The sequence below is a fragment of the Actinomycetospora flava genome, assembly GCF_037400335.1.
Taxonomy (GTDB): Bacteria; Actinomycetota; Actinomycetes; order Mycobacteriales; family Pseudonocardiaceae; genus Actinomycetospora; species Actinomycetospora flava.
Genome location: NZ_JBBEGM010000005.1, coordinates 253,778 through 276,954 on the forward strand (window position 1 = coordinate 253,778; position 23,177 = coordinate 276,954).

Below are 23,177 nucleotides of genomic sequence, written 5' to 3' on the forward strand. Positions count from 1 at the left end.
CGGCGTCTCGACGACGGTTGTTCGGGGCGGGTGGCCTGCTGGCGGTGCTCATCGCCTGCGCTCCGCCGCCGGTCCCGCCGCCGGCCCCGGCGCCGCCTCCCATCGTCGGGCAGCCCGCCCCGGCGTAACAGCGTGACCTGACGCCCTTCATCAAGTTCCCCTGCAACCTCGTGCCGCCCGCGGTGGTCGCGGAGTTCGGTCTCGGCGACATCCGCGTGACGGTCCCCGGGTCGGAGTCGCCGGAGGAACCCGCCGGTTGCAAGGCGGCGGTGGCGAAGCAGCCGCCGGGCGCGGGCGGGTTCGAGGACGACGTCACCGTCGCCCCGTTCGACCGCGACATCGTCGGCGGGCAGGAGGCCTCGGCGCTGGGACTCGAGCCGACGCCGCCGGTGGGCGGGCTGCCGGCGGGGCTGTGGCCGGGTTGGGGGAGCGACGAGTGCGACGTGTTCGTGCGCACCGCGCCGGACCAGGGGCTGCGGGTGCAGCTGACCCGCTACCGCGATCAGCCCGGCGCGGAGTCGCCGTGCGATCTGGCGCGACGCGTCGCCGGGTCCGTGCTCGCGTGGGTGCGGCGCGCGGGCGGGTAGCTGGGGCGCGACGGCGCAGATGGTCGGGCGCCCCGCTGCACTCGATGACAGGAACCGGCCCGTGTGGGCATTCGGTGCCTGTTGCTAGGCCGTTCAGGTCACAAGACTGGTATCGGCGAACACCATCAGTGACGATCTGTGCAGCACTACGTCGATGGGGGGCACGTCGTCGTGCTGACTCCAAGGCTGAGCGCAGCCGTCATGTCAGGGCTCCCGCAGATCTCGCATCGATCGCGGAAGGTCCCGCGGGAGACGGAGTCGGCTGATGTCACGGGTATCGGTGAGGGCCCTCGGCGTGGTGCTTGCCGTGGTCGTCCTGGGCGGCTGCGGCGCGACCGGAACTGAAGCGGCTGGCGTGCCCTCCGGGCGGTCGTCGCTCGCCGTGACCGCGTCCGCAGTGTGTCCGGAGGGCTACGGCCCTCTCGAGCTGCAACCGGAGACGCTTGAGGAAGCCGAGCTCGTCGCGCTGACGACCGCTTGCGGAGACGTGCTGGGACGGTCGGTGTACCTGCAGAACCGATCGAAGTCGGTGTGGGTCATCGACAGCCCGGCCGGCCTCGTTCGGTCCGGTTCGAGCCAGGCCGGCCCGCAGGTCGAGCTGTACCGCCACTTTGCAACGGGTCGGGTGAGCGGGCTGACCCTTGAGCCGGACACGAACGTCTACGTCCCGCTGTCCCGCGGCCAGCAGCTGCACATGCGGCTCGACGGCCCGGCGCAGGCGATGTGGCAGGTCGGGGAAACGCTCAAGGAGCGTGTCGTCACCGGTGGGCGAGATGCCCTCATCAAGGCGACGACCCGGGGATCGATGACCAACCGGGCGTTCGCAACGTGCTTCGCTCAGGGCTACGACTTCGGTGCCGGACTCAGCGAGATCACCGCGGACGGCGCGGCGCTCACCGAGTACCTCGGCCTGGGACGGTCGATCGGCGACTGCGGGCAGGCGATCCGGACAGCCCAGCAGGACGCCGTGCAGACGCGGACGCCGACGCTGGTGACGCTGGAGGGCGCCACCCAGGTCGCCCGATCCCGCCCGTTCCTCGCGGGGTCGACGTCGTCGCTGCGCACGGTTCTGAGCCGCCTCTCCGCGGTGGTCCCCCGATGACCCCGCCCACCGTCCGGCTCGCGCTCGTCCTCAACGGCGGCATCAGCCTCGCCGTCTGGATGGCCGGGGTCGTCAAAGAGCTGGACCTGGCCGCGCGAGCCACCAGCGGACGGACCGGGGGGCTGTCGGCAGCGGAGATCGAGTACTGCAAGGAGTGGCGACGGATCTGTGCCGGGCGCCGCCTCGAGATCGACGTCATCGCCGGCACCAGCGCCGGGGGTCTGAACGGGACGCTGCTCGCGACCAGCCAGGCGCTGTCGTCGTCGCTTCCCGACCTCAAGACGATGTGGCGCACCAGCGCGAAGATCGAGGCCGGTCATCTCCTGCCGCCCGACGAGAGCACCTCCTCGATCCTCGACGGGCAGTACTTCGCCGACACGGCAGCCGCCACACTCGACTTGATCAGCGGCGCCGCGACCACGGCGTCGAATGATGCGGCGCCACCCGCGCAAGTGCCGTCGTCGCCGACCACGCTCTTCGTGACCAGCACCGCCCTTGGCGAGCAGTACCGCGACTACGAGGATTCCTACGGTCGGCACTTCGACGCCGCCGACCACCGACGGGTCTACCGCTTCCGGTCGCACGCGCCGGACGGCGGCAACGAGTTCGACACGTCCTTCGCGTCGCTCGCCCGCGCCGCCCGGGCGTCGGCCGGCTACCCGGTCGCGTTTGCGCCTGTGGAGGAGACCGACGAGCTGCGAAGCCTCAACCGGCGGGTCGACGGCCGCCCGGCGTGGCTCATCGATGGCGGGGTCCTCGACAACTCGCCTTTCGAACCGGTGCTGGACGAGGTGCTCCGTCGCCACGTCGACACCGCTGTCGAGCGCATCATCGCCTACATCGTTCCCTCGAACGGCTCCCTGCACGAGGGAGGCGCCGCCGCGCCGCCCTCCCCGGGGCCGGCGCCCGCGTGGACGGAGGTCCTAAAGGCGGCGCTCGGGTTCCGCTCGGAGAGCGACTTCCGGGGCGACATCGAGACACTCGCAGGCGTGCTGGCGGAGAGCGACGCGCAGCGCGGTGCTTCAGCGCGGGTCGTCCGGTCGGTTCTCCGTGGCGGTGCCGGAGGTCTCGGTTCTGCCCTCGCGGTCGCAGAGGAGGCGCTCTACCCGCTGTACGTGGCCGAGGAGCCGGCCCGTGATCGCGCGGCGCTGGTGGGTCGAGTGGCTCGCCGCACGGGTCGCACCCGGATCGAGCCCTCCCCGGAGCCGCCGCAGGTCGGCCCGGACGCCGGCGATGTCCCGCTTCCCGAGGCACTGGGCGTTCTGGGGCACGCGGCGTCGGAGCGGATGGTGCGCCTGCTGCTCGCCGATATCCGCGAACGGCTGGAGCAGTCGCCCCCCTCGGAAGGGCTCACGACCGCCGCATCGACGGTCAGCGAGGCGTTGTCGACGCTGGTCGTGTGTCGGGAGGCGATGGAGGACGAGCTCTTGAGCGAGGAGGCTGCAACGGATCCGGAGGGCGCGGCACAAGCCGCGCTGGACGCCCGCGTCACGGAGCGGAACACCCTCCTCGAGGGCGCCCTGGACGCCTACAGCAACACGGTGGAGGCGGACCGGGCGGCGGTCGGGCGGGTGGTGCGGGCGACGGAGATCGTCATGCAGGCCGTCTCCCCCCGGACCCGCCCCGCCCCGCCACCGTTCCGACTCCTCCGGATCGGACCCGACACACCGAGCCCTCTTGCGCCCGGGTCCGCGCTGTGGGGACAGAAGAAGCTGTTCGGCACCGCGCTGGGTCACTTCGGTGCCTTCGGCGAGGAGTCGTGGCGCGACTGGGACTACACGTGGGGCCGCCTGGACGCCGCGGCGAACCTCGCCGATGTCCTCGGTGCTGATCCAGACGACATCGAGGTTCTCCAGGACCGTATCCGGACCGCGGAGGGGGTCGAGGACATCGACACCCGTCTCGAGGAGGTCGTGGCGCTCGAGGACGCGGAGCTGCGTCAACTCTTCGCCGCGCGGGGTCGGCTCGACGGGCTCCTCGGCAGCGCCTCGCGCTTCCTGCGCGCGGAACACCCGGGGCAGCCCGCGCTGCTCGCGACGATCGCGCCGTGGGTGGGCTCGATGATCCGACCACGTCCGCTGCCGAGGCTCAGCTGGGTCCTACCGGGGACGTTGGTGCGGCGCTGGATCCGGTCACAGTTTCAGTGAGAGAGCACGCGGAACGGTCGCGTCGATTACTCCTTGAGCCTTTCCGACTACTTCGCTGCACCATTCGAGCGGTTCTTGTTGATCGATCCGGCCGCTTGTGACTCTCTGTACCAGTACGTGGCCGAGGGGGGACTATGAGCGGTGAATCGGGAGATCAGGACGAGCACCCACTGGGTCTGTTGGTCCTCGTCGACGTGCTCTGGGCACGGTGGGCGCCGCTGACGAAGGAGCCCGCGGCCGCGCAGTCCTCGCTGCGGCACGACGGGCTGCTCGTCAGCCTCCTGCACGGCGCCGGTTCACTCGGAGACACCTACGGTGACGCCGCGCTGCGCCATGTCCCTCGAGTCCCGGAGTTCGAGAGAGCGTGGGCGCGGGCCGCGCCGGGCGAGCGCGCCCAGGTGGATGAGCTCCTCGCCTATCACCCGCCGGAGGCCAGGTGGAGCACGTCGCAGCATCTGGATCGTGATCGTCTCGATATCATCTCCGGGCTGCGTGCGTTCGGCGAAGCACGGACCCGCAGAGCCCCCATCTCGATCGATCTGCTCGAGGCGGCCACCAACCTCTACTCCCACCGGGTCTACCTCGAGGGCCCGCAGCTGCTCCGGCTCGGCGCCGAGCCGCAGCGGACGATCCGTCCGGGATTGCCGACCTGGGCCGGGTTGCACGCCTGCCTGGACTTCCGGGTGCGCCACCAGCTCGGCTACTTCTGGCTCTACGCCACGATCTCGTTGTGGAGCTCGCGACCGCAGAGTCGGCGGCACGCGCCGCCCTCTCCGGCGGCGGTGGTGCCCGCGGACGGTGACATCCGCCAGTTCCGTCGGCTCTTCCAGCAGTGGCGGGACGGCTTCCGCGAGACCCTGTACCACCACCACCTGCCGCTACGGCCGACCGTCCTCCAGGACGCGGACTCGACCAGCTTCCGGCGCAAGTACCGCGCGCCGCGCTTCTGGATCGTGGGCTGCCGCGCACACGCCGAGGCGTCCACACCTCCGCAGGACTGCCGTCGGGTCCAGGAGCTGTGTCGCGCGGCGCTCGACGTACCGGGGCCGGAAGCCTCCGACGTCGCCGTCGAGGTCGTCGAGTCGACCCGCCGTGTCTTCATGGGTGACGAGATGCCGCTGCTTGTCCTGCGACGTCTCAAGCGGCTCCCGGAGGGTGCGGCCCCGGCCTATGTGGTCGCGCCCTGGCGCGCCGGCGACGAGGCGTTGCAGGAGGACGTCGTCCAGGAACTGATCTACGAGTTCAGCGACGTCGAGACGACGATCGCCGCGCACCTCTTCGATCGAACGACCGAGCTGGACATCGACGACGGGTTCGCGGGCATCTACGAGGCGGTCGTGTACCGAGCCTCGGAGCTATGGGACCAGCTCGCTCTGCGGCTGCCGCTCCTGCGTGGCCGAGAGCTCGACGACCTCCATCAGCTGATCGAGCTCGTCCACCTCACCCTGCTGCAGGGGCTCGCCGACCTGGGCTACCTCAAGGCCAAGGTCTCCCGCGAGGCCGCGCTGCTCGAGTCGGCGAACGACGACGACATCGACCGTCTGACACAGAGCTTCGTCGGATCGGAGATGCCCGAGTTGGGCCGGGGTCTCGGTGAGTCCCTCCGGTCGGGCGGCTACGTCCGCCCCATCCATCGGTGGGCCCGAGACGTCGAGGTGTCGGCGACCTCGGCCCTGGAGCACTTCACGTCCCTACTCGACGCGATTTCCAAGGCGTTCGACGAGCGACGCGTGCGCGAGACCGACCGGATCGGAAGCTACGGTGTCGTGGTCGCGCTGGTCCTGGGTTTCGTGGGATTCGCGGCCGAGACCTGGGGCGCCGTCGTCGACGTCCCGGATGTGGATGCCGTCCCGATCCTCTCGTTCATCGGCTTGATCGCCATCGCGACCGCCCTGGGCCGCTGGATCTGGGCGCGATGGTTCCGGACGCTCGGTTCGCTGACGGTCAGCGACTACTTCCGGACCGCCTATCCGCCCGTCAGCGACTACCTCCAGCTCTGCCGCACTGAGCGGATCGCGCGTCTCGACGAAGTGGAGATGGCGCGGCAGCAGGACGATCTCGACGACCCGGAGACCGACGACCTCGCGAGCTACACCGAGTACCACCGCCGGTGGCACGAGATCGACCTCCGTCTGGCCCGGCAGTACGCCGGGGTCGTCGACCGACTCCAGGAGATCCCGTCCCGATCCGAGCGGGAGGACGGGCTCGGCGGCGTCCGGGCGGCGGTGGAGCTGTGGGCCGTACATGCCCTGCTGCTCAGCGAACGTCCCCGGACGTTCTACGACCGTCCCCTGCCCTGCCTCGCGATGATGTACCGCTTCTACCCGGCGCACCCCGAGGACGCCGGGCTGCGCGGACGGGCGGGACCTCCCCTCTCGGTCTCGGACGCCGACCTGCTGCTCACCTTGCGGATGCAGTGCGGCGCCGAGGTCGACGACATCCCGACGGTCGTCGCGTGGGGTCGGAAATTGCGCGACCGCGTCGAGGCGGACGGGCTCGGCGCGGCCGAGATGCTGAAGAAGATCGAGGCCAGCGGACTGCGGTCGGGCATGGGCTCCACGGAATGGCGGCAGACGTTCGCGACCCTCGAGGCGGCGGTCGGTGACCGGCGTGATGGCGGCCCCCGAACAGCCGGCCAGGACCGGCCTCGGAGTGCCGTCGCGGCCGGCGATGTGCCGGCTGCGCGCAACGGCTCGGCGCCGACCGTGGCGAGGCGGCCGTGACCGGCCCGCGGGTCGAGATCCGCGTGCACGGGGTGCACGGCACGCCGCCGGCGGCGATGCTGGGCGAGCCCGACCCCGAGCAGGTCGCCGGTGACGGGGACGCTCGCTTCTTCCGGCGCCGCGATGCTGGCGCGCAGGAGCCCTGGACCGTCGAGGCCTTCCACTGGGGACGCCTCACCTCGGGTGCGGGGACGCGGGCGCTCTGGCTGCTGCTGTTGCCCTTCGCCCTGCTCAACCTCGCGCGATACGCGTTTCTCACGTGGGACGACGCGCTCGTGGGGCCCAAGGAGCCGGACCCGGAGCGCGGCCTCCCCGGCAAGATCGCCGACGGATTGCTCCGCGTGCTCGGGCTCGTGATGACGCTCAGCGTCGTGGTGACAGCGATCTACGTGCCCGCCGAGCTCGTCGTGAACCAGTGCCTGGCGGACACCGAATGCGTGGCCCGTAACACGTGGCTCGATTTCGCGGAGTCCTGGACGATCGGCCAGGCGACGCTGGTGGCCGCCGTGCCGGTGGTGCTCGTGATCGTCGGGATCGGCATGCTCGGGCGCCGCGCGTCCACCCATCACAAGGGTCCACGACAGCCGTGCTGGCTCCCCGAGCGGAAGTTCGGCGACCGTTCCTTCTGGACCGAGGTTGTGGAGGTGCGCCGCCTGCGTTCCTGCCATCTCGCGGCCGCTCTGGCCGTGGGCGGCGGGCTCTTCGGGGCGATGCTGCTGACCTCGCAGAGCCCTGTCGGGCTCCCCGCCGAGTCCTACGCCCAGCCCCTGGGGCTGGGACTCGCGATCGCCGGCGCGGTGCTCGCAGCGGTCTGCGCGCTGGTGGTGGCGACGATCGCCGCAGACGTGTCCGCAGCGGCAGCGCGGGCGCTGCCCGCTCTGTGCGGGGTGTACGCCGTCGGTTCATTGGTCGCGACGGTCGTCGTTCTCTGGGGCGAGCGGGGCAAGAATGGCGGTCCCCGACTTACCGGGCTGGAGACGGTGACGAACCTCGCCGCGATCGGCACTGCCGTCCTGCTGGTGCTGCTGTTGGGCCTGTGCGGGTGGCTGTCCGGGCGGTTCCGGCGGTGGGAGCGGGTCCGCACGGCGGCCTCCAGGGGTGCCAGTCGCCCGGCCGCCTTCGCCCCGATGTGGTTCGGGTTCGCACCGGTGGTGGCTGTGGCGCTCGGTTCGGGAGTTCTGCTCGGGGGGACCGCGGGAGCGGCGTTCCAGGTGGCGGACCTCCTGGGCACCCCGGCACACACCGGCGGTGCGATGCCCGCGGACGCGATCGTGCTGAGCACCAGCTACTGGACCGGCGCGTGGCTCGCGGGCGTCGTTCTCCTGGTCGTGATCCTGCTGGTGCCACCGATCGCGGCCTGGGTGCTCCAGCGCGTCACGGCGGCGTTCCTCCTCGCCGCCGCCGCGATCGTCGTGATCGCCGACGTCGAGCTCGGTTGGGCGCCCGGGATCGAGACCGACGTCCCGGCGCTCGTGATCGCCGGAGGGCTCGTCGCGGCCGGGGCGGCCGCCTGGGTCTGGGAGCCGCGGGCGCGCCGCGCCACCGGTCTCCCGGCGCAGGGCGCCGAGGCGGACGACGGCGTGGTCGCCGACGAGCTCGTCGAGGAGCGGGGTCGCGCGGTCAGGAGGGTGGCGCGCGCGCAGCTGTCGGGACAGGCGAAGTACCGATATCACCTGCCACTCGGTCTCGTCGCTGCGGTGCTCGGCGCTGCGCTCATCGCCGGAGGCGTCGTAGCGGGTGTCCGCAGCGTTGTCCCCGACGCCCGGGCCGCACCGCCGGCGTGGCTGGCGGCGCTGCTGGGGGCCGGACCGGCTAAGAGTGAGGCCGACGGCCCCACTGTGGCCGTCGCGGCCTTCGGTGCCTGGGCGACCGCCGCCCTGATCGTCGCGGTGGTCGGCCTCGGCTACCGGGCGTTCCGGCAGCCGGAGACCCGCGCGTCGGTCGGCGTTCTGTGGGACCTGATGTCCTTCTGGCCTCGGCTCGTCCACCCGCTCTGCCCACCACCGTACGGCGGACGGGCGGTGCTAGAACTCGCTGATCGCGCGGCATGGCACCTGGACAAGCGCAACGCGGCCGCCGTCGTGCTGTCGGGGCACAGTCAGGGAAGTCTCGTGTGCGTGGCCGCGGCGACCCTGCTCGTCCGAAACCCCTGGCCCGACGGTGGCCGAGGGGACCTGGCCCAGGAGCGGCGGGCGGCGCAGTCGGTGGGCCGGCTGGGCCTGCTCACCTACGGATCGCAGCTGCAGTGGGCCTTCGCCCGGCTGTTTCCGTGCTCCGTGGGCTTCCACCACCAGGAGCAACTGTACCGGGCGCTGTCCGGTCGGTGGATCAACCTCTACCGCACCACCGATCCCCTCGGCGGTCCGGTGCTCTCGTGGCCCGGTGACGACGTCACGGCGCTATGGCATCCGTCGGTCGCCGAGTGGGGCACTCACGGCCACGGCGGCGGGGCGGGGACGAAGGATGCCCGTCTGGCGGACCCGAGGTCGCTCACGCGCGTGCACGACGAGGTCCTGCCGCCACTGGCGAGGCACTCGCGCTACACCGAGGACCCGAGCTTCACCGCATATCGCGACGCGGTGGGCGGCGTGTCGTCGGCGGAGCCCGACCGCTCGCTCGAGCACCGCCCGCCCGCATTCGTGCCAGAACAGGTGGCGCGCGAGCGGGACCCGGGTCCGCCCGCCACGAAGGTAAGCGCGGACGGCGACGCTCCGCATCGAGCGCTGGGCCGTTGGTGGCGCCAGGTCCGCGCGGCCCTGACCCAGGCGCTGCGCCTCTGACGGCCGCGGCGTCGGCTCTGATCTCAACGGGTCTCCGACAGAGAGCCAGGCCCACCTGATCGCGTCTAGGACCAGGAGAATTACAGCACGTGGATAGAGCGGAGAGATGGGTCGGAAACCGAAGAAGTCGGCGGCCAGCTGAAGGTCGACGGCGCCGCGACCTCCTCGGGCATACGGATCACAGTGCAAATCCATTGAGTCGCCGCTCCTGCGGAGCTAGACGAGGGCGTGGACGGTCGCACGTCGCACTGACGCGGGTGTCGCCGATGGCGTGAAGTTGGTACACTCGAACACATGAGCGAATCGATGGGCGCGGGGGAACGGGAGGCGTTCGACCGTGCCCGCGCCGAGCTCGTCGCTCAGCGGTGTGGCTACTACCGGCGGCTGCAGAACATCGCCGCCCTCGACGAGCTCGGCGCGGTCGCCGCCACCGGCTACCGCAGCCTGGCGAACCTGGTGGCCGACCGCGACAACATCGACCACCCCGAGGCGAAGCGGCTGGTCGCCGAGGCTGCCGACCTGTGCGCGCGCATGTCGATGCAGGGCGAACTCCTTCCGGCTCGCCTCCCCGTCACCGCGGAGGCGCTGGCGGCGGGGTTGATCGACCCGTCTCACGTAAAGATCATTCAGAGCACGGTGTGGCACCTGGCCGGGCTCCTGAGTCCGCCACCACCCGACGAGCTGGCGGGGGTCGAGTCGACCCTCGCCGAGAAGGCGCAGCTGTTGCCGCCGAAGATGCTGCGCCGGCTCGCGAAGGCCTTCGTCGACTTCTACGATCCCGACGGGGCCGCCCCACCCGAGGGCGAGGACGCCGCCGACGAGATGCACATCCTGCGCCGCAAGGACGGCTCGGTGGTGTTCAAAGGCCGGTTCGGGGACCCGCTCGAGGCGGAGGCGATGGTCGAGGTGTTCGGGGTGCTGGCTTCCCCGGCCGGCCCCGAGGACCGGCGCACGGTCGAGCGGCGCAACGCCGACGGGCTCAAGGACCTCATTCACGACGCCCGCGGAGCTCGCGGCCTGGCCACCGACGCCCGCGGGGACCGCCCCGACGATCCCGACGCGCCCGCGGGTGCCGACACCGACGGCGACACCGACGGGGAGTCGGACGCCGACAGCGAGCCGGACGTCCCGCCTGCCGGCGAGGCCGAGGGGCAGGGGCCCCTGGCGCTGATCCCCGAACCACGCCGCCCCGACGCCTCGACGGCGGCCGGCAGGGGCCCGGTCGAGCGGCCCGGTAGCGCGCTGATCACCGTGACCATTGATCACCGCTGGCTCTGCGACGCCCTCCAGAACAAGGGCGGCTACGGCACCCTGGACTCCGGACACAACGTCGACGCCGCCACCGTCCGACGCTGGGCCTGCGACGCCGACATCGTCCCCATCGTCCTCGGCAGCAAGTCCGAACCCCTCGACGTCGGACGACGACACCGCACCGCCCCCGACGCCATCCGCCGTGCCCTCAACCTGCGCGACGGCGGCTGCGCGTTCCCCGGCTGCGACCGCCGACCCCGCCGCTGCCAGGCCCATCACGTGCGCCACTGGATCCACGGCGGCGTCACCGCGGTGGACACCATGTGCCTGCTCTGCCGCTACCACCACCAGCTCGTCCACCACGGCCACTGGACCATCGAGATGATCGACGGCCGGCCGTGGTTCACCCCGCCGTGGTACGTGGACGTCGATCGACAACCCCGGCTCGGAGGACGAGCCCGCATCGCCGCCTGATCCGCGCCCCCACCGTGGCACGCGGTGGGCTCGACGGTGCGCCGTCAGCCGAGCTCGGCGACGGCACGGTCGGCCATGGCCTCCTCGCCGAGGGCGTTCGGGTGGACGACGACCGGGTTGGTGCTGCCGATGGCGGGCTCGACCCAGCGGGTGCCGATCGGCTGGCACGCATCGTGACCCTGAGATGCCTCGGTGACGTCGACGTAGGTGACGTCCGTGGCCTCGGCCGCCCGCCGGACGGCGTCGTTCAGCGTTGCCTGGATGCCGTTGATGTAGGGGACGTCGCCAGAGGCGACGGGCATGACCGGGTAGCAGCCCCGCTCCGCGGGCAGGATCTGCAGGTAACCGGCGATCGCGACGCGGGCGTTCGGGGCGGCCGCCTTGACCGTCTCGAGGGCGTCGACCAGCGACGGGTAGGTGACGTCGGAGATGGTGTCGGTGAACCGGTCCCCGTTCTGCTGCTCGCAGGGGTTGCCGGTGCCCGCGGTCAGGGCCGCCGCAGTCGCGCAGGCCTGGATCGTGCCGATGAAGACGCCGCTGTCGTTGCCGCCGATCGTCATCGTCACGACGTCGGTGTCCGCGGACAGTGCCTCGACCTGCGGCGCCACGCCGGGGTACTGGGGCTCGGTGAAGTGCCGGGTCTCGGCGGCGCCGCAGGAGACGTCGGTGAGCTCGTAGTCCCAGCGCGCGGCCAGCACGTGACCCCAGTTGCGCGCGGACTGGAGGCACTGCGGCGGCGCTGCGGGCGCAGGCGGCAGGACACCGCTCGCCGCGCTGTAGCTGTCGCCCATGTTGACGTAAGCGACGCCCCCACCGCCGTCGCCACCCTCGTCGCCCAGAGCGGCCGGGACGCCGAGGGCGAACAGCCCGGAGGCCGCGACCACCGCGACGAGGCCGCGCCGGAGGAGTCCGATGGGTGCCACGACGCGCCCTCCCGACGGCCCGGTTCCCGTCGGCGCGGCGCCCTCGCGCCGCCGGTAGGCCGTCTGTGACCGGACAACGACGCTCCGCGCGAGGGGTCACGCGAACGGAGGACAGCTTCTGCACGCGCGCCCACCGCACCTCGCCGTTCTGAGAAGTCGTCCGACGGACCCGGTCGTCGGGTTCGGCGTCCCTCACCCGGGGGGTGTCCGAGCCTCTCGCTCGCGAGGTGGGCCGACGGCTGCTCGGGCGGCGGCCCGGGTCCGCAGCCGCTCGGTCTGCGCGGCCAGCCGGCGGGCCAGGCGCTCGTGGCGGCGGCGTTGCGGGACGACGACACGGGCGAGGCGGTCGAGCTCGCGGGTGTCGGCGCTGCCGTCGGCGAACGCCAGGTAGAGCACCGTGGCGTTGAGGACGACGAGCGCGGCGCCGAGCACGATCGCGACGAGCAACCCCGCGCCGTCGAGGACGCCGGTCGCCTGGAAGACCTCGTCACGGACGCGCACGACCATCATCGCCGCGACCAACAGCCACACCACCAGGCTCACCGCGAGCATGAGCCGTGCGGTCGTGTCGAGTGCACCCCACTGCAGGGCGCCGCTGCGGTCCCTGAACTCCTGCAGGTGCTCACCGGTGAGCCGGCTCCACTCGGCGAGGGCCAGGCTCGCGAGCACGGCCAGTCCGGCCGAGACGAGCGTGAGGACGTCGAGCGCGCCGAGGTCCGCGTTGAGGACGTTCGCCAGGAACCAGAAGAGGATCAGGCCGTCGAGCACCGGCAGCGCGCGCACCAGCACGCGGCTGAAGCGCGACACCCGGCGGTGCCGCCGATCGTCCGGATCGCGGTCGATCCTGTTGCGGACGGCCTCCATGTCGACGGCGAGCTGACGCACCGTGCGTCCGCCGCCGTGCCGGCCTCGCGGGGTCGTCTCGGGCAGCTGGACCCAGGCGGTCCAGGTGCGGTGGCACCGGCGCGTGAGGCGGGCCAACGCGGGGTCCGTGACGTCGGGGACCGACGGGGGTCGGGTCCGCAGGGCGACTTCGGACGCGGGGAACGGGGCGTCGGGCGGGGTCATGGCATCTCCCGGGGAGTGAGGGTGAGGACGACACGGCGCAGGGCCGGTAGGCGGGCGGGGTCGAGGCGCCCCGAGGCGTCCCGGGCGGCGTCGGGCGGATCGGCGCGCGAGCCGTCGGCGCGGACGTCCAGCACGAGGTCGGGATCGACGCCGGCGGCGAGGAGGAGGTCGGCGATCTGCTGGGCCCGGCACCTCGCCAGCGAGATGCCGTCGTCACCGACCGGGGCCGTGCGCCCGGAGACGGTCACGGTCTCGCCGCCGGACCTCAGCCGTGCGGCGACGTCGGCGACCGCGGCGGTGGCCGCGGCCGGGTCGATGAACAGGCACGAGTCGGGTCCGAACAGCACCGAGGTCGGGATCGTGATCTCGGTCGTGCCGCCGGGCCCCGGCACGGTCGCGATGCGCGGGACGTCGACGACGGGTCCCGGCACCGGTGACAGCGGCGGGCGAGCCGGCCGGACGCCGTCGTCGACGGTGCAGCGGGCTCCGGTCGCCGCGCACACCCCGAGCCAGAGCTCGCGCAGGCGCTGTTGCTCGCGGACCCCGAGCAGGGGTTGGTCGCCGGCGGTCCGGCCCAGCCCGCTGAGCACGATCGTGCGGCCGCGGGCGTCGGGCAGGGCGCCGGTCGCGCGCAGCCGGTCACCCAGGTCGGGCGGGTAGACGTCCCAGCCCGACACCCGGAAGTCCCACCCGCGCCCGGGTGCGAGGCCGTCGGCGAGGACGAGGATCACCGAGGCGTCGGTGCGGGTCGCGGTGCCGAGTGCCCCGAGCAGATCGGGCTCGCCGCCGGCGCGGACATGAGCGTCGACGACGCGGGCGAGCTGCGCGATCCGGTCGGCGATCAGCGCGTCCCGCCGGGCGCCGAGCTCGACCTGGCCGTTGGGGCGCCGCGGAGTGAGGTCGACGGTCTCGGTCGTCGCGGGGTCGGCGGTCACGACGTGGACGGGGGCGGCGTCGTCCCGGCCGCGTGCGGACTGCGCATGTGCGCTGAGCAGGCCGATGTCACCCGGAGAGAACGTGGGCTCGAGCTCGTCGTCGTGGCTCGCGGTCACCACGGCGATCGAGGCGGTGGCCTGCGCGTCCCCGGAGCCGCAGGCCGCCGTCGCCAACAGCGCTCCGCCCAGGGCGATGTGCAGGACCTTGACGGCGCGACGACGCGCCCACGAACGTGGTGTCTGGTGCATGAGGAGTGCTCCCGGACCGGGGCCGTCCCGTGCGGCCCGAGCACTCACGACGTAGGTCGGTTGGGGTCAATCGTCCCTCTCGATGGCGCGGCCGCTGTGGGATGAGTCACAGCTCGTCGGTGCTCCGGGGGCGGACAGGGGTTCCCGACCTACGTCGGGTCGAGCGCTCCATCCGGAACGCCACACACCGACCGAAGCCGAGGACACGCATGGCCGTCGCGGGGGGACCGGGGCCGGAGGACGGCGAGAGCGCCGATGCCGACAGCGAGCTCGTCGACCTGCTGGTCACCCTGCCGCCGGACGATCCGCGGTGGATGGCCTTCCGAGCGTTCTGGGCGGAGAGGACGAGGGGAGCCTTGTGCGGACTGCTGCACCACGGGCATCTCGGGGATCCGGCGCATCCCCCGTCGCTGTGTCAGTTGACGCCGGAGGAACGTGCCGCGCTGGTCGCGGACCCGGACGAGCTCACCTGTCTCGCCGACGAAGCCGTCGTGATCGCGCTGGGCCTGTTCGAGCGCCGGCAGCGCGCAGGTGACGGCTGGAGGCCCGAGAAGGGACGGTCGTTGCGCTCGTACCTCGTCCACGGGGGTGTCTTCGCCCTCGCCGACCTCGTCCGTCGATGGCGACGCGATCGCGACGTCCACGCCCGGGAGATCGCCACCGAGCCCGCCGAGGTCTGGCGGGCCGCCGGTGACGGCGGTTCCTCCCTCTGGTCGTCGATCTCACGCAGTCCCGAGGCCCTGGTGGTCACCACCGACGAGCTCCGCCGGGTCCTCGACACGATGCGCAGCGACGACCTGCTGCGCCGTGCCGTCCTCGAGCGCCACGACACCGGCGACTCCTGGGCCGACATCGCCGACCGCATCGGCACCAGCGTGAAGAACCTCGAAAAGCGCCTGGCGCGGTTCCGCGCCGACTGGGGGAAGACCTCATGACCGTCCCGCCGAACAACCCTTCCGAGAGTCCCGACGATCCCGTCGACCCCCGGGCCCTCGCCGACATCCTCGCCCGCCGCCGTCACGCTTCCGACGCCGCGCCGCGGGAGCGCCTCGTCGCCTCCCTCGACCGCCTGGCTTCCGGACGGCCCGACGCGAAGCGCGACCACGAGGTGGCCGGTTTCCTCGCTCTGCTCGCCCGCTCGTCGCTCGCGGACCCGGAACCCGTGACCGACCCTCTCCAGCACGACCCGGACGCCGTCGCCCGGCTCCTCGACCGCGAGGTGGTGTGGCGGACCCACGACGAGGAGCACTCGGGTGCGCCCGCCGGTGAGGCCGACACGACCGAGGACGACCCGGACGCCGGCGCGGCCCGGGACTGGTGCCGCGAGATCCGGCGACTCCTCCCGGACGAGCCTGCGGAGGAGCGCGCGGTCGCCGCGCTCCGAGCGCGGGACCACCGGCCGGACGGGGACCTCGGCGTGTGGTCCCTCGCGACCGGTGAGGAGGCCGCCCGGTCCCTCGTCGACGTCCTGGGCGAGGACTGGGCGACCGGCAACTACCGGCATCTCTACCGGTCGGCGCGTCTCGACCTCGGCTTCCGCGAGGCGTCCGGTCCGGGGTTCACACGCGTCAAGGGCGTGATCGGCGCCGTCACCGCCGACCCGCGCTCCGCGGCGATCGCGGTCGAGGCCGGGCCGCGTCGCCAGCCCTGGTCACTCGCCCGCCGGCGACTCGTCGCCGACCTGGGCGCGGTGATCAACGCGTCGGCCTCGACGTCGACCGTGCTGCTCGGGGACACCGGCGCGGGGAAGAGCACCGCCGCGCTCGCGGCCGGGGATCTCGCGCGGGCGGGAGGGGCGTCCGTGTTCTGGTTCCCGGCGGGCGACGTCCGTGCCCTGGTGGTGGGGCTGGAGCGTGTGGCCATCCGGCTCGCGCGTCCGGTGCAGGAGCTGGTCGCCGCGCGGCACGACGATCCCGCTGTGCACGCCGAGGCGCTGTGGCGGCTGCTCGACGCGTCGGAGCGCCCGTGGGTGGTGGTCCTCGACGACGCCGGCGAGAGGGCGGTGGGCAGGCCGGCGTGGACGCGGCGTCCGAAGAGCGGCCACGTCATCGTCACGACCCGCTACGGCGACGCCGAGGCGTGGACGCCCTCGACGGTCGTCGAGATCGGGGGACTCGACGCCGACGACGGGGCGCGCGTGCTGCTCGACCGCCTCGACGAGGTCGTCGACGACGAGTCGGGCTCGCGCGAGGAGAAGGCACGCGAGATCTCGAAGCTGCTCTCGGGGGTGCCGGTGGCGCTGGTCGTGGTCGGCGAGCTCGTCGCCCGCTCCGAGGAGCGCTCGCTCGCGCCGTGGGTCGAGCGGCTCGTGCCGTCCCTGCCCGGTGGTGCCGTCGCCACCGTCTACGAGCTCGCGCTCGACGCCCTCGGACGGCACCGCGACGACGGCCGGCGGCTCCTGCGCCTGCTGGCCTCGTTCGCGCCCGACGAGATGGTGCCGGAGCAGATGCTCGCGGGGGCGCCGGAACGCCGGTGGGGGGAGCACGGCGGCCTCGCCCGCCACGGCATCGACGAGCTGGTCCGCGTCGGGCTGGTGCGCCGGGTCCGTGGCGAGGTCGACGGCGATGCCCTGCGTCTGCACTCGGCGATCGCCGAGCACGTCCGTCGCGACCTCGACGATCCGACCGTCGTCAGGGACCTCGACCACCGGGCTGTGCGGTTGCTGGCCGACCGCCGTGACCGCCTGGACGCCGGACGCCCCGCCGCCTGGTCCGCGCTGCTCGCTCTCACCCCGCACGTCACCGAGCTGGTCGAGAGCCGCTCGTTCGCGCTCTCGGCGGCCGACGAGGACATGCGCGCGGACGTTCTCGACCTCGCCGACCGGCAGGCGCAGGCGCTCGTGCGCATGGGGCAGCCCGAGAGCGCTGCGAACCTGCTCGCCGCGGCCGTCCGCTTCGGCGACATGCCGGAGGACCACCCCAGCATCCTCAGTACCCGGCTGACGCGCGCCTGGATGACCGCTCTGCTCGGCGGGGGTGGCCTCCCCGAGGCCGAGCGACAGCTCCGGGAGCTCGTCGACGTCACCTCGCGCGCCCTCGGCCCCGCTCACAAGATCACGCTCGCGGCCCACGACACGCTCGCCTGGGCGCTCGCGGAGCAGGACCACCACGAGCAGGCCGAGCAGATCCTCAGCTACCTCCTCGACGTGCGCCTCGGCCTGCTCCACCGGCATCACCGCGAGATCCTCGCGACTCGTCACCGGCTCGCCTGGATCCACGGGTTGCGCGGCAACCTCGAGCAGGCCCGTGCCGAGTTCGAGCACGTGCTGGCCCACCGGTACGAGGTGCTCGGCGCCGATCATCTCGACGTCTACGGCACCCGCTACCGGTTGGCCTGGGTGCACAGCCGCCTCGGCGACCACATCACCGCGATGGTCGGCTTCGACGCGCTCCTCCTCGACGTCGAGGCGGTGCTCGACCGTGCCCACCCGCTGGCCCACCTCGTGCGCAGCCGCCGCGCCTGGGCGCGCATGTGGGCCGGCGACCTGGAGACGGCGCGGTCGATGTACGCCACCCTCCTGCCCGACCAGGAGAAGGTGCTCGGTCGTCGGCACCCCCGACGGCTCACCGACGCCCACAACCACGCCGCGATCAGGCTCCAGCTCGGGGAGGTCCAGGCCACCGAGCAGGATCTGCGCGACATCGTCGACCTGCGCTCGGAGGTGCTCGGCGTCGACCACCCGCTCACCCTCGACAGCCGCGAGCTGCACGCGTGGGCGCTCCTGCGCTCCGGGCGGGCCGAGCTGGCCGACCGCGAGCTGCTCGCCGTCCTGTCCGATCGTCGCCGGACGCTGGGCGGCTTCCACGAGACGACGCTCGCCACGCGCTACCGGGTGATGCGCGTCGTGCTCCACCGCGGCCGTATCGCCGACGCCGAGGAGCGGGCGCGGCAGCTGCTCGTCGACCTCGAGGACGCCGACGTCGTCGCCCTCGCACAGCCGGGCGTGCCGAACACGACCGTGTCGGGGGTGGTCACGCCGCGGACGACGCGGCGCTCCCTGCGCCTGTCGGTCGAGCAGAGCCTGGCGCTGGCACGCGGGCTCCAGGGACGCGCCGAGGAGGCGCGGGGGTTGCTGCGGCGCGTCGTCGCCGAACGCAGCGAGTACCTCGGCGCCGAGCACCGGGACACCCTCGTGGCGCGGGACCACCACGCGTGGGCACTCGTGCTCACGGGCCGCCGTGACGAGGGCGTCGCCGAGGCGGCCGCCGTCCTCGCCGCTCGCGAGCGCGACCTCGGGCCGCACCACCCGCACACGTTCACCAGCCGCGCGCGCCTCGCGTGGGCGTGGCTGCAGCGCGGCCGGACCGTCGCCGCGCTGGAGGCGTACGACGCACTCCGGACGACCGTGGCGTCCGAGCTCGGCAAGGAGCACCCGTTGACCCTGCGGGTGCGTGGGGGCTGGGTGCAGGCGCTGCGCCTGTCGGGCCGCACCGCCGAGGCGTACGGCGAGGCCGTCGCGCTCCATGTCGACCAGGTGCGGGTGCAGGGGCCGCGGGCGGTGGACACGCTGCGGGCGCTGGAGGAGAGGGGGCAGGCGGCCGAGGCGCGCGGCCGGCGCGACGAGGCGATCGCGTGCTTCGACGACGTGCGCGCCGAACGTCATCGCGTGTTCCGCACCGCCGATCACCTCGACGTCCGTCGGATCGACCGGCTCCTGCGCGGCCTGATGGACGGGAGGGCGTCGCCGTAGCGGGGCGCCGAACGATCACGTCGCCGGCGCGACCTCGAGGATGTTCTCGACGGTGAACTCGCGCTCGTCGTGGCGCAGGTGGCACCAGGCGATCAGCCAGCGGTGCAGCACCTGGTCCGGTGTCACGACGCGGCGGGAGATCGTGCCGTTGCGGTCGGAGTACGTGATGTGGACGTCGCGCCCGTGGTCGACGGCGTCGGCGAGGAGGTCGAGCTCGGCGGGGTCGAGGCGCGGGTTCAACGAGCCGAGGAGGGCGGCCGTGGGTGAGTCCACCAGGTCGTGGCCGAGGCCGGCGGCGATCAGCCGGCCGGCGAGGGCCGCGGGGTCCATGACCTCCCGGACGTCGGGCTCGGAGGTGGTGTCGGCGACCTGCCGCTCGCGGCGTTCGACGACGACCGCGCCGGTGTCGTCCTCGCGGACCGGGAGGTAGCCGGCGGCGCGCAGCGCGCGCAGCACGCCGTCGGGGTCGGACGGGCTCACCAGCACGGTGGGGGCGAGCCGGGCCAGGCCGAGGGCGCGCAGGGATCGCGACCGCAGGACCTCCTCGGACAGCGCCTCGTCCAGCACGAGGCACGCACCGGCCGCGCGGACGCGGACGTGGCCGTGACGGCGGGCGACGTCGGTGACGAGGTACTCCAACGGCTGCGGGAGGGGGCGCGCGGAGAGTGCGCGAAGTTCGGCGAGGAGGTCGTCGGCGTTCCATCCCGCATCGAGGGCGGCGCGGACGCTCGCGGGCGAGAACCGGTGGGTGGTGGCAGCGCCGCGGGACTCGGGGGTGGCGGCGTCGGCGAGCAGGCGGGTGATCGCCGGCGAGGGGCGCCCGGACACCATCGCCGTCAGGTCGGACTGCAGGACGACCTCGCAGGAGGCGTCGACGAGGTGCTCGCCGACCGCGGCGACGACGTCGCCGCCGTCGACCAGCGCCCGTCCCAGCGGGCTGACGGTGTCGCCGACGACGATGCCGAGGAGCTCGGCCTCGCGGCGGCTCACGGCCACGGAGCCGGCGAGAACGGCCTCCGCGGACATGGGGGAGAACCAGGCGAGGTGCTCCTCGGTCGCGTGCAGCGAGTGGTCGCGGCTCTTCTCCAGCAGCGTTCGGCGCAGGTCGCCGGCCATGCTGAGCAGGGCGAGGGGCGGGGCGACCTCCTTGCCGTCGACCTCGCGATCGCCGGGCGCGTACTCGAGCGCGAACCACGTGCGGGCGAGCCGGGTCCACCGCGCCGCGGCGTCCTCCTCGCGCCAGTCGCCGTAGGTGGCGGTCGGTGCGTAGCCGGCCTCGGTGAGGCCGAGCAGGCCGGCGTGCGCGGCGAGGTCGATGACCAGGCAGGCGAGGTGATCGCCGTCGAGGTCGTGGCGCTTGACGAGACGGGCGCGCTCGCGCTTGCCGACCCCGCCGCTCTTGAGCGCGGTGACGGGGGTGTCGGCGGCGTCGTCGAGGACCGTGGTGACGATGTCGAGCAGGCTCCGCGCGGCGGCGACGGCCCCGTCCGCGACCCGAGCGGGCGGATCCGCCGGGGCGGGCAGGTCGGGGACACCGGTCAGTGACGCGTCCGCGGCCCACACCGTCACGGCGATCTCCCGAGGGATGCGCGCGACGTGTCCCTCCAGCACGAGCAGGCCGGCGTCGAGCAGGAGATGGTCGTCGGTGCTCGGGCGCAGGCCGTCGAACTCGGCGCGGCAGAGCACACCGAGGCGCTGCCGGGCGGTGGCGGGGAGCGCCTCGATCCGGCTGCGCAGGAAACCGGGCTCGGCCCAGGTGTCGTGGATCGCCTGGGTGACCTCGGCCTTGCGGGTGGACAGCGGGATGCCATGCGCGACGGCGATCCGGCGCATCTCCTCGGCGACGACGTGGCGGGCCATGCGGGCGATGGGCTCGTCGGCGCCGATCTCGGCGAGCCAGTGCTCGGACAACGCCTCGGGGAGCCGGAGCACCGGCCCGTCCGGCCACGCCAGCCCCATCGTGGTCAGTACCTGCAGGGGTCGTTCGACGAGCGCGGGCGTGGTGTCGAGGAGGTCCGTGACCGTGTCCGGCGTCGCCTGCTCATCGAGTGCCGCCACCGCTCGGCCGACCTCGACGGTGTCGCGGTCGAGCCGGCGCAGGGCGGCGGAGAGCGAGGCGCGACCGGCGAGGCGGCCGGCGAGCCTGCTCAGGTCGCGCGGCACCGGTTCGGTGCAGGCGTCCGGCCGGTGGCGCAGCAGGACGGCGAGCGACGTCTCGTCGAGGGTCGCGAGGTGGTCGGCGAGTCCTGTGCCCACGACGTGAGTGTGGTCCTCTCCGTCGATCACGAGCCGCCCCGGTCGGTCAGCCGACGCTGAACCGCGACCCCGCGAAGGTCCACGTCAGCGGTGTCGCGAGGTCGAACCTTCGCTGGTCGATCAGGCTCACGAGCGTGTCGACGCGGGGGATCGACTCGCGCCAGACCTCGGTGGTCTCGTCGTCGGCGGGGTCCCGTAGGTGCGCGCGCCGGACCTCGAGGAACTGGCGCAGCCAGACGGTGCGCTCGGCGTCGGATCCGCCCTCCTGCTGGCGGTCGGTCTCTGCGATCAGCGCGAGCAGGCCGTCCGGGCCGCCGCGGCCGTGCTGGACCGCGGTGTCGAGGATGACGAGCTGGCCGAGCGCGGTGGTCAGGCCGAGCGGGCGCGACTGGTCCATCGCGGGCCGGAAGTAGAGCTCGTCGTAGACGGCGTCCTGGGCCTGGTTGAGCCGGGGATCGGTGCGCGACGTCCGGCGCCACACGTCCTCGAACCCGTCGAGCCCCGAGGTGCCGCTCCCGCCGCCCTGCTCGTCGATGCGGGTCAGGGGCCGCACGTAGCGGTGCAGGGGGTTCTGGGGACCGGCCACCTGTTCGTAACGCCGGACGACGAGCAGGAGGTCATGGGTTCCGCTGGTGAACCCGGCGCGGCCCGCGGTGATCCCGCGGCCGTCGTCGAGGCGCTGCGCCGCGTCGTAGGGCAACGTCGTCGTCGAGTTCTCGAACGAGCTGATGATCGCCTCGGCGACGTGCTTGCGGTCCGGGTCGTCGAGCCCGGGAGCGCGAGGGGCCGGGACGGGCGCCGCGCTGCTGCAGCCGGTGAGGACGGGCCACGCCGCCAGACCGGCCAGGGCCAGGAAGACGCGACGGTTCATCACCGCGCGACGATATGCGGCGTCACCCGGAGACACCGACCAGGGCGCCGATCACGATCAGGGCGATCAGGACGGCGGCTCCGGATCAGTTCTTCCGTTCGGCCCTTGCGTCACCGCCGGTCGTGTCACGCTCGCTCGCGTGGACGACCGCCGGTGGGGTTTCGCGGGTCTCGACGACGCGGAGTACGCGCAGTTCGCGCGGTCCGTGTCGTCGGCGCGGCCGTCCGGTGTCGAGCGGCGCGACGACGTCGTGGTGGTCACCCTCGATCCCGACGGGGTCTCCCTCGCCGACGACTGGCGCGCGCGGATCGACCCGTCCCGGCTGGGCGAGGAGGTCGTGGTGGCGGCGGCACGCGCGGTCGCCGGGGCGCTCGCGGCGCCGGTCTTCCCGCCGGCGGCCCCGTCGGGCGTGCCGGACCTCGCGCCCTGGGGCGGCTCGTTCGCGCGCCTGGTGGAGGACGCGAGCCGGGACGTCGCGCGGTTCTCCGCGGCGGCGACGGTCGCGGTCGGGCGGGTCGTCGAGCGCACCAGCGCGGGCGGCCACGTCCGCGGGGCGGCGCGCCACGGCACGGTCACGGCGGTCACCGTCGATGCGGGGTGGGCGAGGTCGGCGCACGTCCGCGACGTCGAGGCCGAACTGCTCGACGTGCTCGCCGGCCTGCGCCGCGAGGCCGTGCCCGAGGCCTTGAAACACGGGCCGTCGCACCCGGCGACCGTGGCGCTGCAGCAGCTCGCGGGCGACCCGGCGCTGGTCGCGCGGCTCGCCGGGATGGCGCCGTGAGCGCGCCGGGGGCCGGCGACGACGGCGTCGACGTCGCGCTCGACGCCCTGCGCGACGACGCGGCGGTCTGGCGCAGCGCGTCGGACCGGCTCGAGGTGCGGCGCATGACGCTCGAGACCGTCACCGTCGACCCGCTCGCGTTCTCGCAGTGGGGTGTGGACGCCGGCCTGGACCGGAGCTACGAGGACCTGCGGCGGCGGATCGACCAGGTGATCGCCCAGGGCGTCGAGGCGTTCCGGGCGGTGTCCGCCTCGCTCGACGGCGCGGCGTCGGTCTACGGCCAGGAGGACGCCGAGAACGCCGGGCGCTTCGAGGCGCTGCGACCGGAGGGCGGGTAGGC

Annotated in this window: 15 protein-coding genes; 10 read left to right on the forward strand and 5 right to left on the reverse strand. The window is 73.3% G+C overall.

The features are described from left to right. Positions 1-170 precede the first annotated feature (170 nt). From WCD58_RS14710 to WCD58_RS14735, 6 genes are all read left to right on the forward strand, one after another. Entirely contained in the window at positions 171-587 is a 417-nt protein-coding gene (locus WCD58_RS14710) for a DUF3558 family protein (RefSeq protein ID WP_337703794.1), read from the forward strand. 307 nt (positions 588-894) lie between these two features. Beyond that, entirely contained in the window at positions 895-1,689 is a 795-nt protein-coding gene (locus WCD58_RS14715; protein ID WP_337703795.1) for a hypothetical protein, read from the forward strand. Further along, positions 1,686-3,836 carry a DUF3376 domain-containing protein gene (locus WCD58_RS14720; RefSeq protein ID WP_337703796.1) on the forward strand — a complete coding sequence of 717 codons (2,151 nt, stop codon included), beginning with the start codon at positions 1,686-1,688 and terminating at the stop codon, positions 3,834-3,836. The genes WCD58_RS14715 and WCD58_RS14720 overlap by 4 nt, the downstream gene beginning before the upstream one ends. Positions 3,837-3,970: 134 nt before the next feature. Then, complete coding sequence (locus WCD58_RS14725; protein ID WP_337703797.1) at positions 3,971-6,559, forward strand: hypothetical protein; 2,589 nt, start codon at positions 3,971-3,973, stop codon at positions 6,557-6,559. A gap of 215 nt (positions 6,560-6,774) precedes the next feature. Further along, positions 6,775-9,339 carry a hypothetical protein gene (locus WCD58_RS14730; protein ID WP_337703798.1) on the forward strand — a complete coding sequence of 855 codons (2,565 nt, stop codon included), beginning with the start codon at positions 6,775-6,777 and terminating at the stop codon, positions 9,337-9,339. A gap of 294 nt (positions 9,340-9,633) precedes the next feature. After that, positions 9,634-11,064, forward strand: a complete 1,431-nt coding sequence (locus tag WCD58_RS14735; protein ID WP_337703799.1) for an HNH endonuclease signature motif containing protein — start codon at positions 9,634-9,636, stop codon at positions 11,062-11,064. Positions 11,065-11,108: 44 nt separating this feature from the next. Here WCD58_RS14735 and WCD58_RS14740 read toward each other — a convergent pair whose 3' ends face one another. From WCD58_RS14740 to WCD58_RS14750, 3 genes are all read right to left on the reverse strand, one after another. After that, entirely contained in the window at positions 11,109-11,987 is an 879-nt protein-coding gene (locus WCD58_RS14740; protein ID WP_337703800.1) for an SGNH/GDSL hydrolase family protein, read from the reverse strand. A gap of 192 nt (positions 11,988-12,179) precedes the next feature. Continuing rightward, positions 12,180-13,055, reverse strand: a complete 876-nt coding sequence (locus WCD58_RS14745) for a hypothetical protein (protein ID WP_337703801.1) — start codon at positions 13,053-13,055, stop codon at positions 12,180-12,182. Then, positions 13,052-14,239: a hypothetical protein gene (locus WCD58_RS14750; protein WP_337703802.1), complete on the reverse strand. Its 1,188-nt coding sequence runs from the start codon at positions 14,237-14,239 to the stop codon at positions 13,052-13,054. The genes WCD58_RS14745 and WCD58_RS14750 overlap by 4 nt, the downstream gene beginning before the upstream one ends. Positions 14,240-14,448: 209 nt before the next feature. Here WCD58_RS14750 and WCD58_RS14755 point away from each other — a divergent pair, with 209 nt between their 5' ends. Together WCD58_RS14755 and WCD58_RS14760 are read left to right on the forward strand one after the other, a co-directional pair. Further along, entirely contained in the window at positions 14,449-15,174 is a 726-nt protein-coding gene (locus WCD58_RS14755; protein ID WP_337703803.1) for a hypothetical protein, read from the forward strand. Further along, the gene (locus WCD58_RS14760) at positions 15,171-18,929 is read left to right on the forward strand and encodes a tetratricopeptide repeat protein (RefSeq protein ID WP_337703804.1); all 3,759 of its coding nucleotides are present in this window, start codon (positions 15,171-15,173) and stop codon (positions 18,927-18,929) included. Before WCD58_RS14755 ends, WCD58_RS14760 begins: the two co-directional genes overlap by 4 nt. A gap of 15 nt (positions 18,930-18,944) precedes the next feature. Here WCD58_RS14760 and WCD58_RS14765 read toward each other — a convergent pair whose 3' ends face one another. Further along, entirely contained in the window at positions 18,945-21,185 is a 2,241-nt protein-coding gene (locus tag WCD58_RS14765) for a helicase-associated domain-containing protein (protein ID WP_337703805.1), read from the reverse strand. Between the two features lie 46 nt (positions 21,186-21,231). After that, positions 21,232-22,056 carry a chitosanase gene (locus WCD58_RS14770; protein WP_337703806.1) on the reverse strand — a complete coding sequence of 275 codons (825 nt, stop codon included), beginning with the start codon at positions 22,054-22,056 and terminating at the stop codon, positions 21,232-21,234. A 139-nt stretch (positions 22,057-22,195) separates the two neighbouring features. Here WCD58_RS14770 and WCD58_RS14775 point away from each other — a divergent pair, with 139 nt between their 5' ends. After that, the gene (locus WCD58_RS14775) at positions 22,196-22,837 is read left to right on the forward strand and encodes a hypothetical protein (protein WP_337703807.1); all 642 of its coding nucleotides are present in this window, start codon (positions 22,196-22,198) and stop codon (positions 22,835-22,837) included. Beyond that, positions 22,834-23,175 (forward strand): hypothetical protein, encoded by a 342-nt coding sequence (locus WCD58_RS14780; RefSeq protein WP_337703808.1) that lies wholly within the window; start codon positions 22,834-22,836, stop codon positions 23,173-23,175. Before WCD58_RS14775 ends, WCD58_RS14780 begins: the two co-directional genes overlap by 4 nt. Positions 23,176-23,177 lie beyond the last annotated feature (2 nt).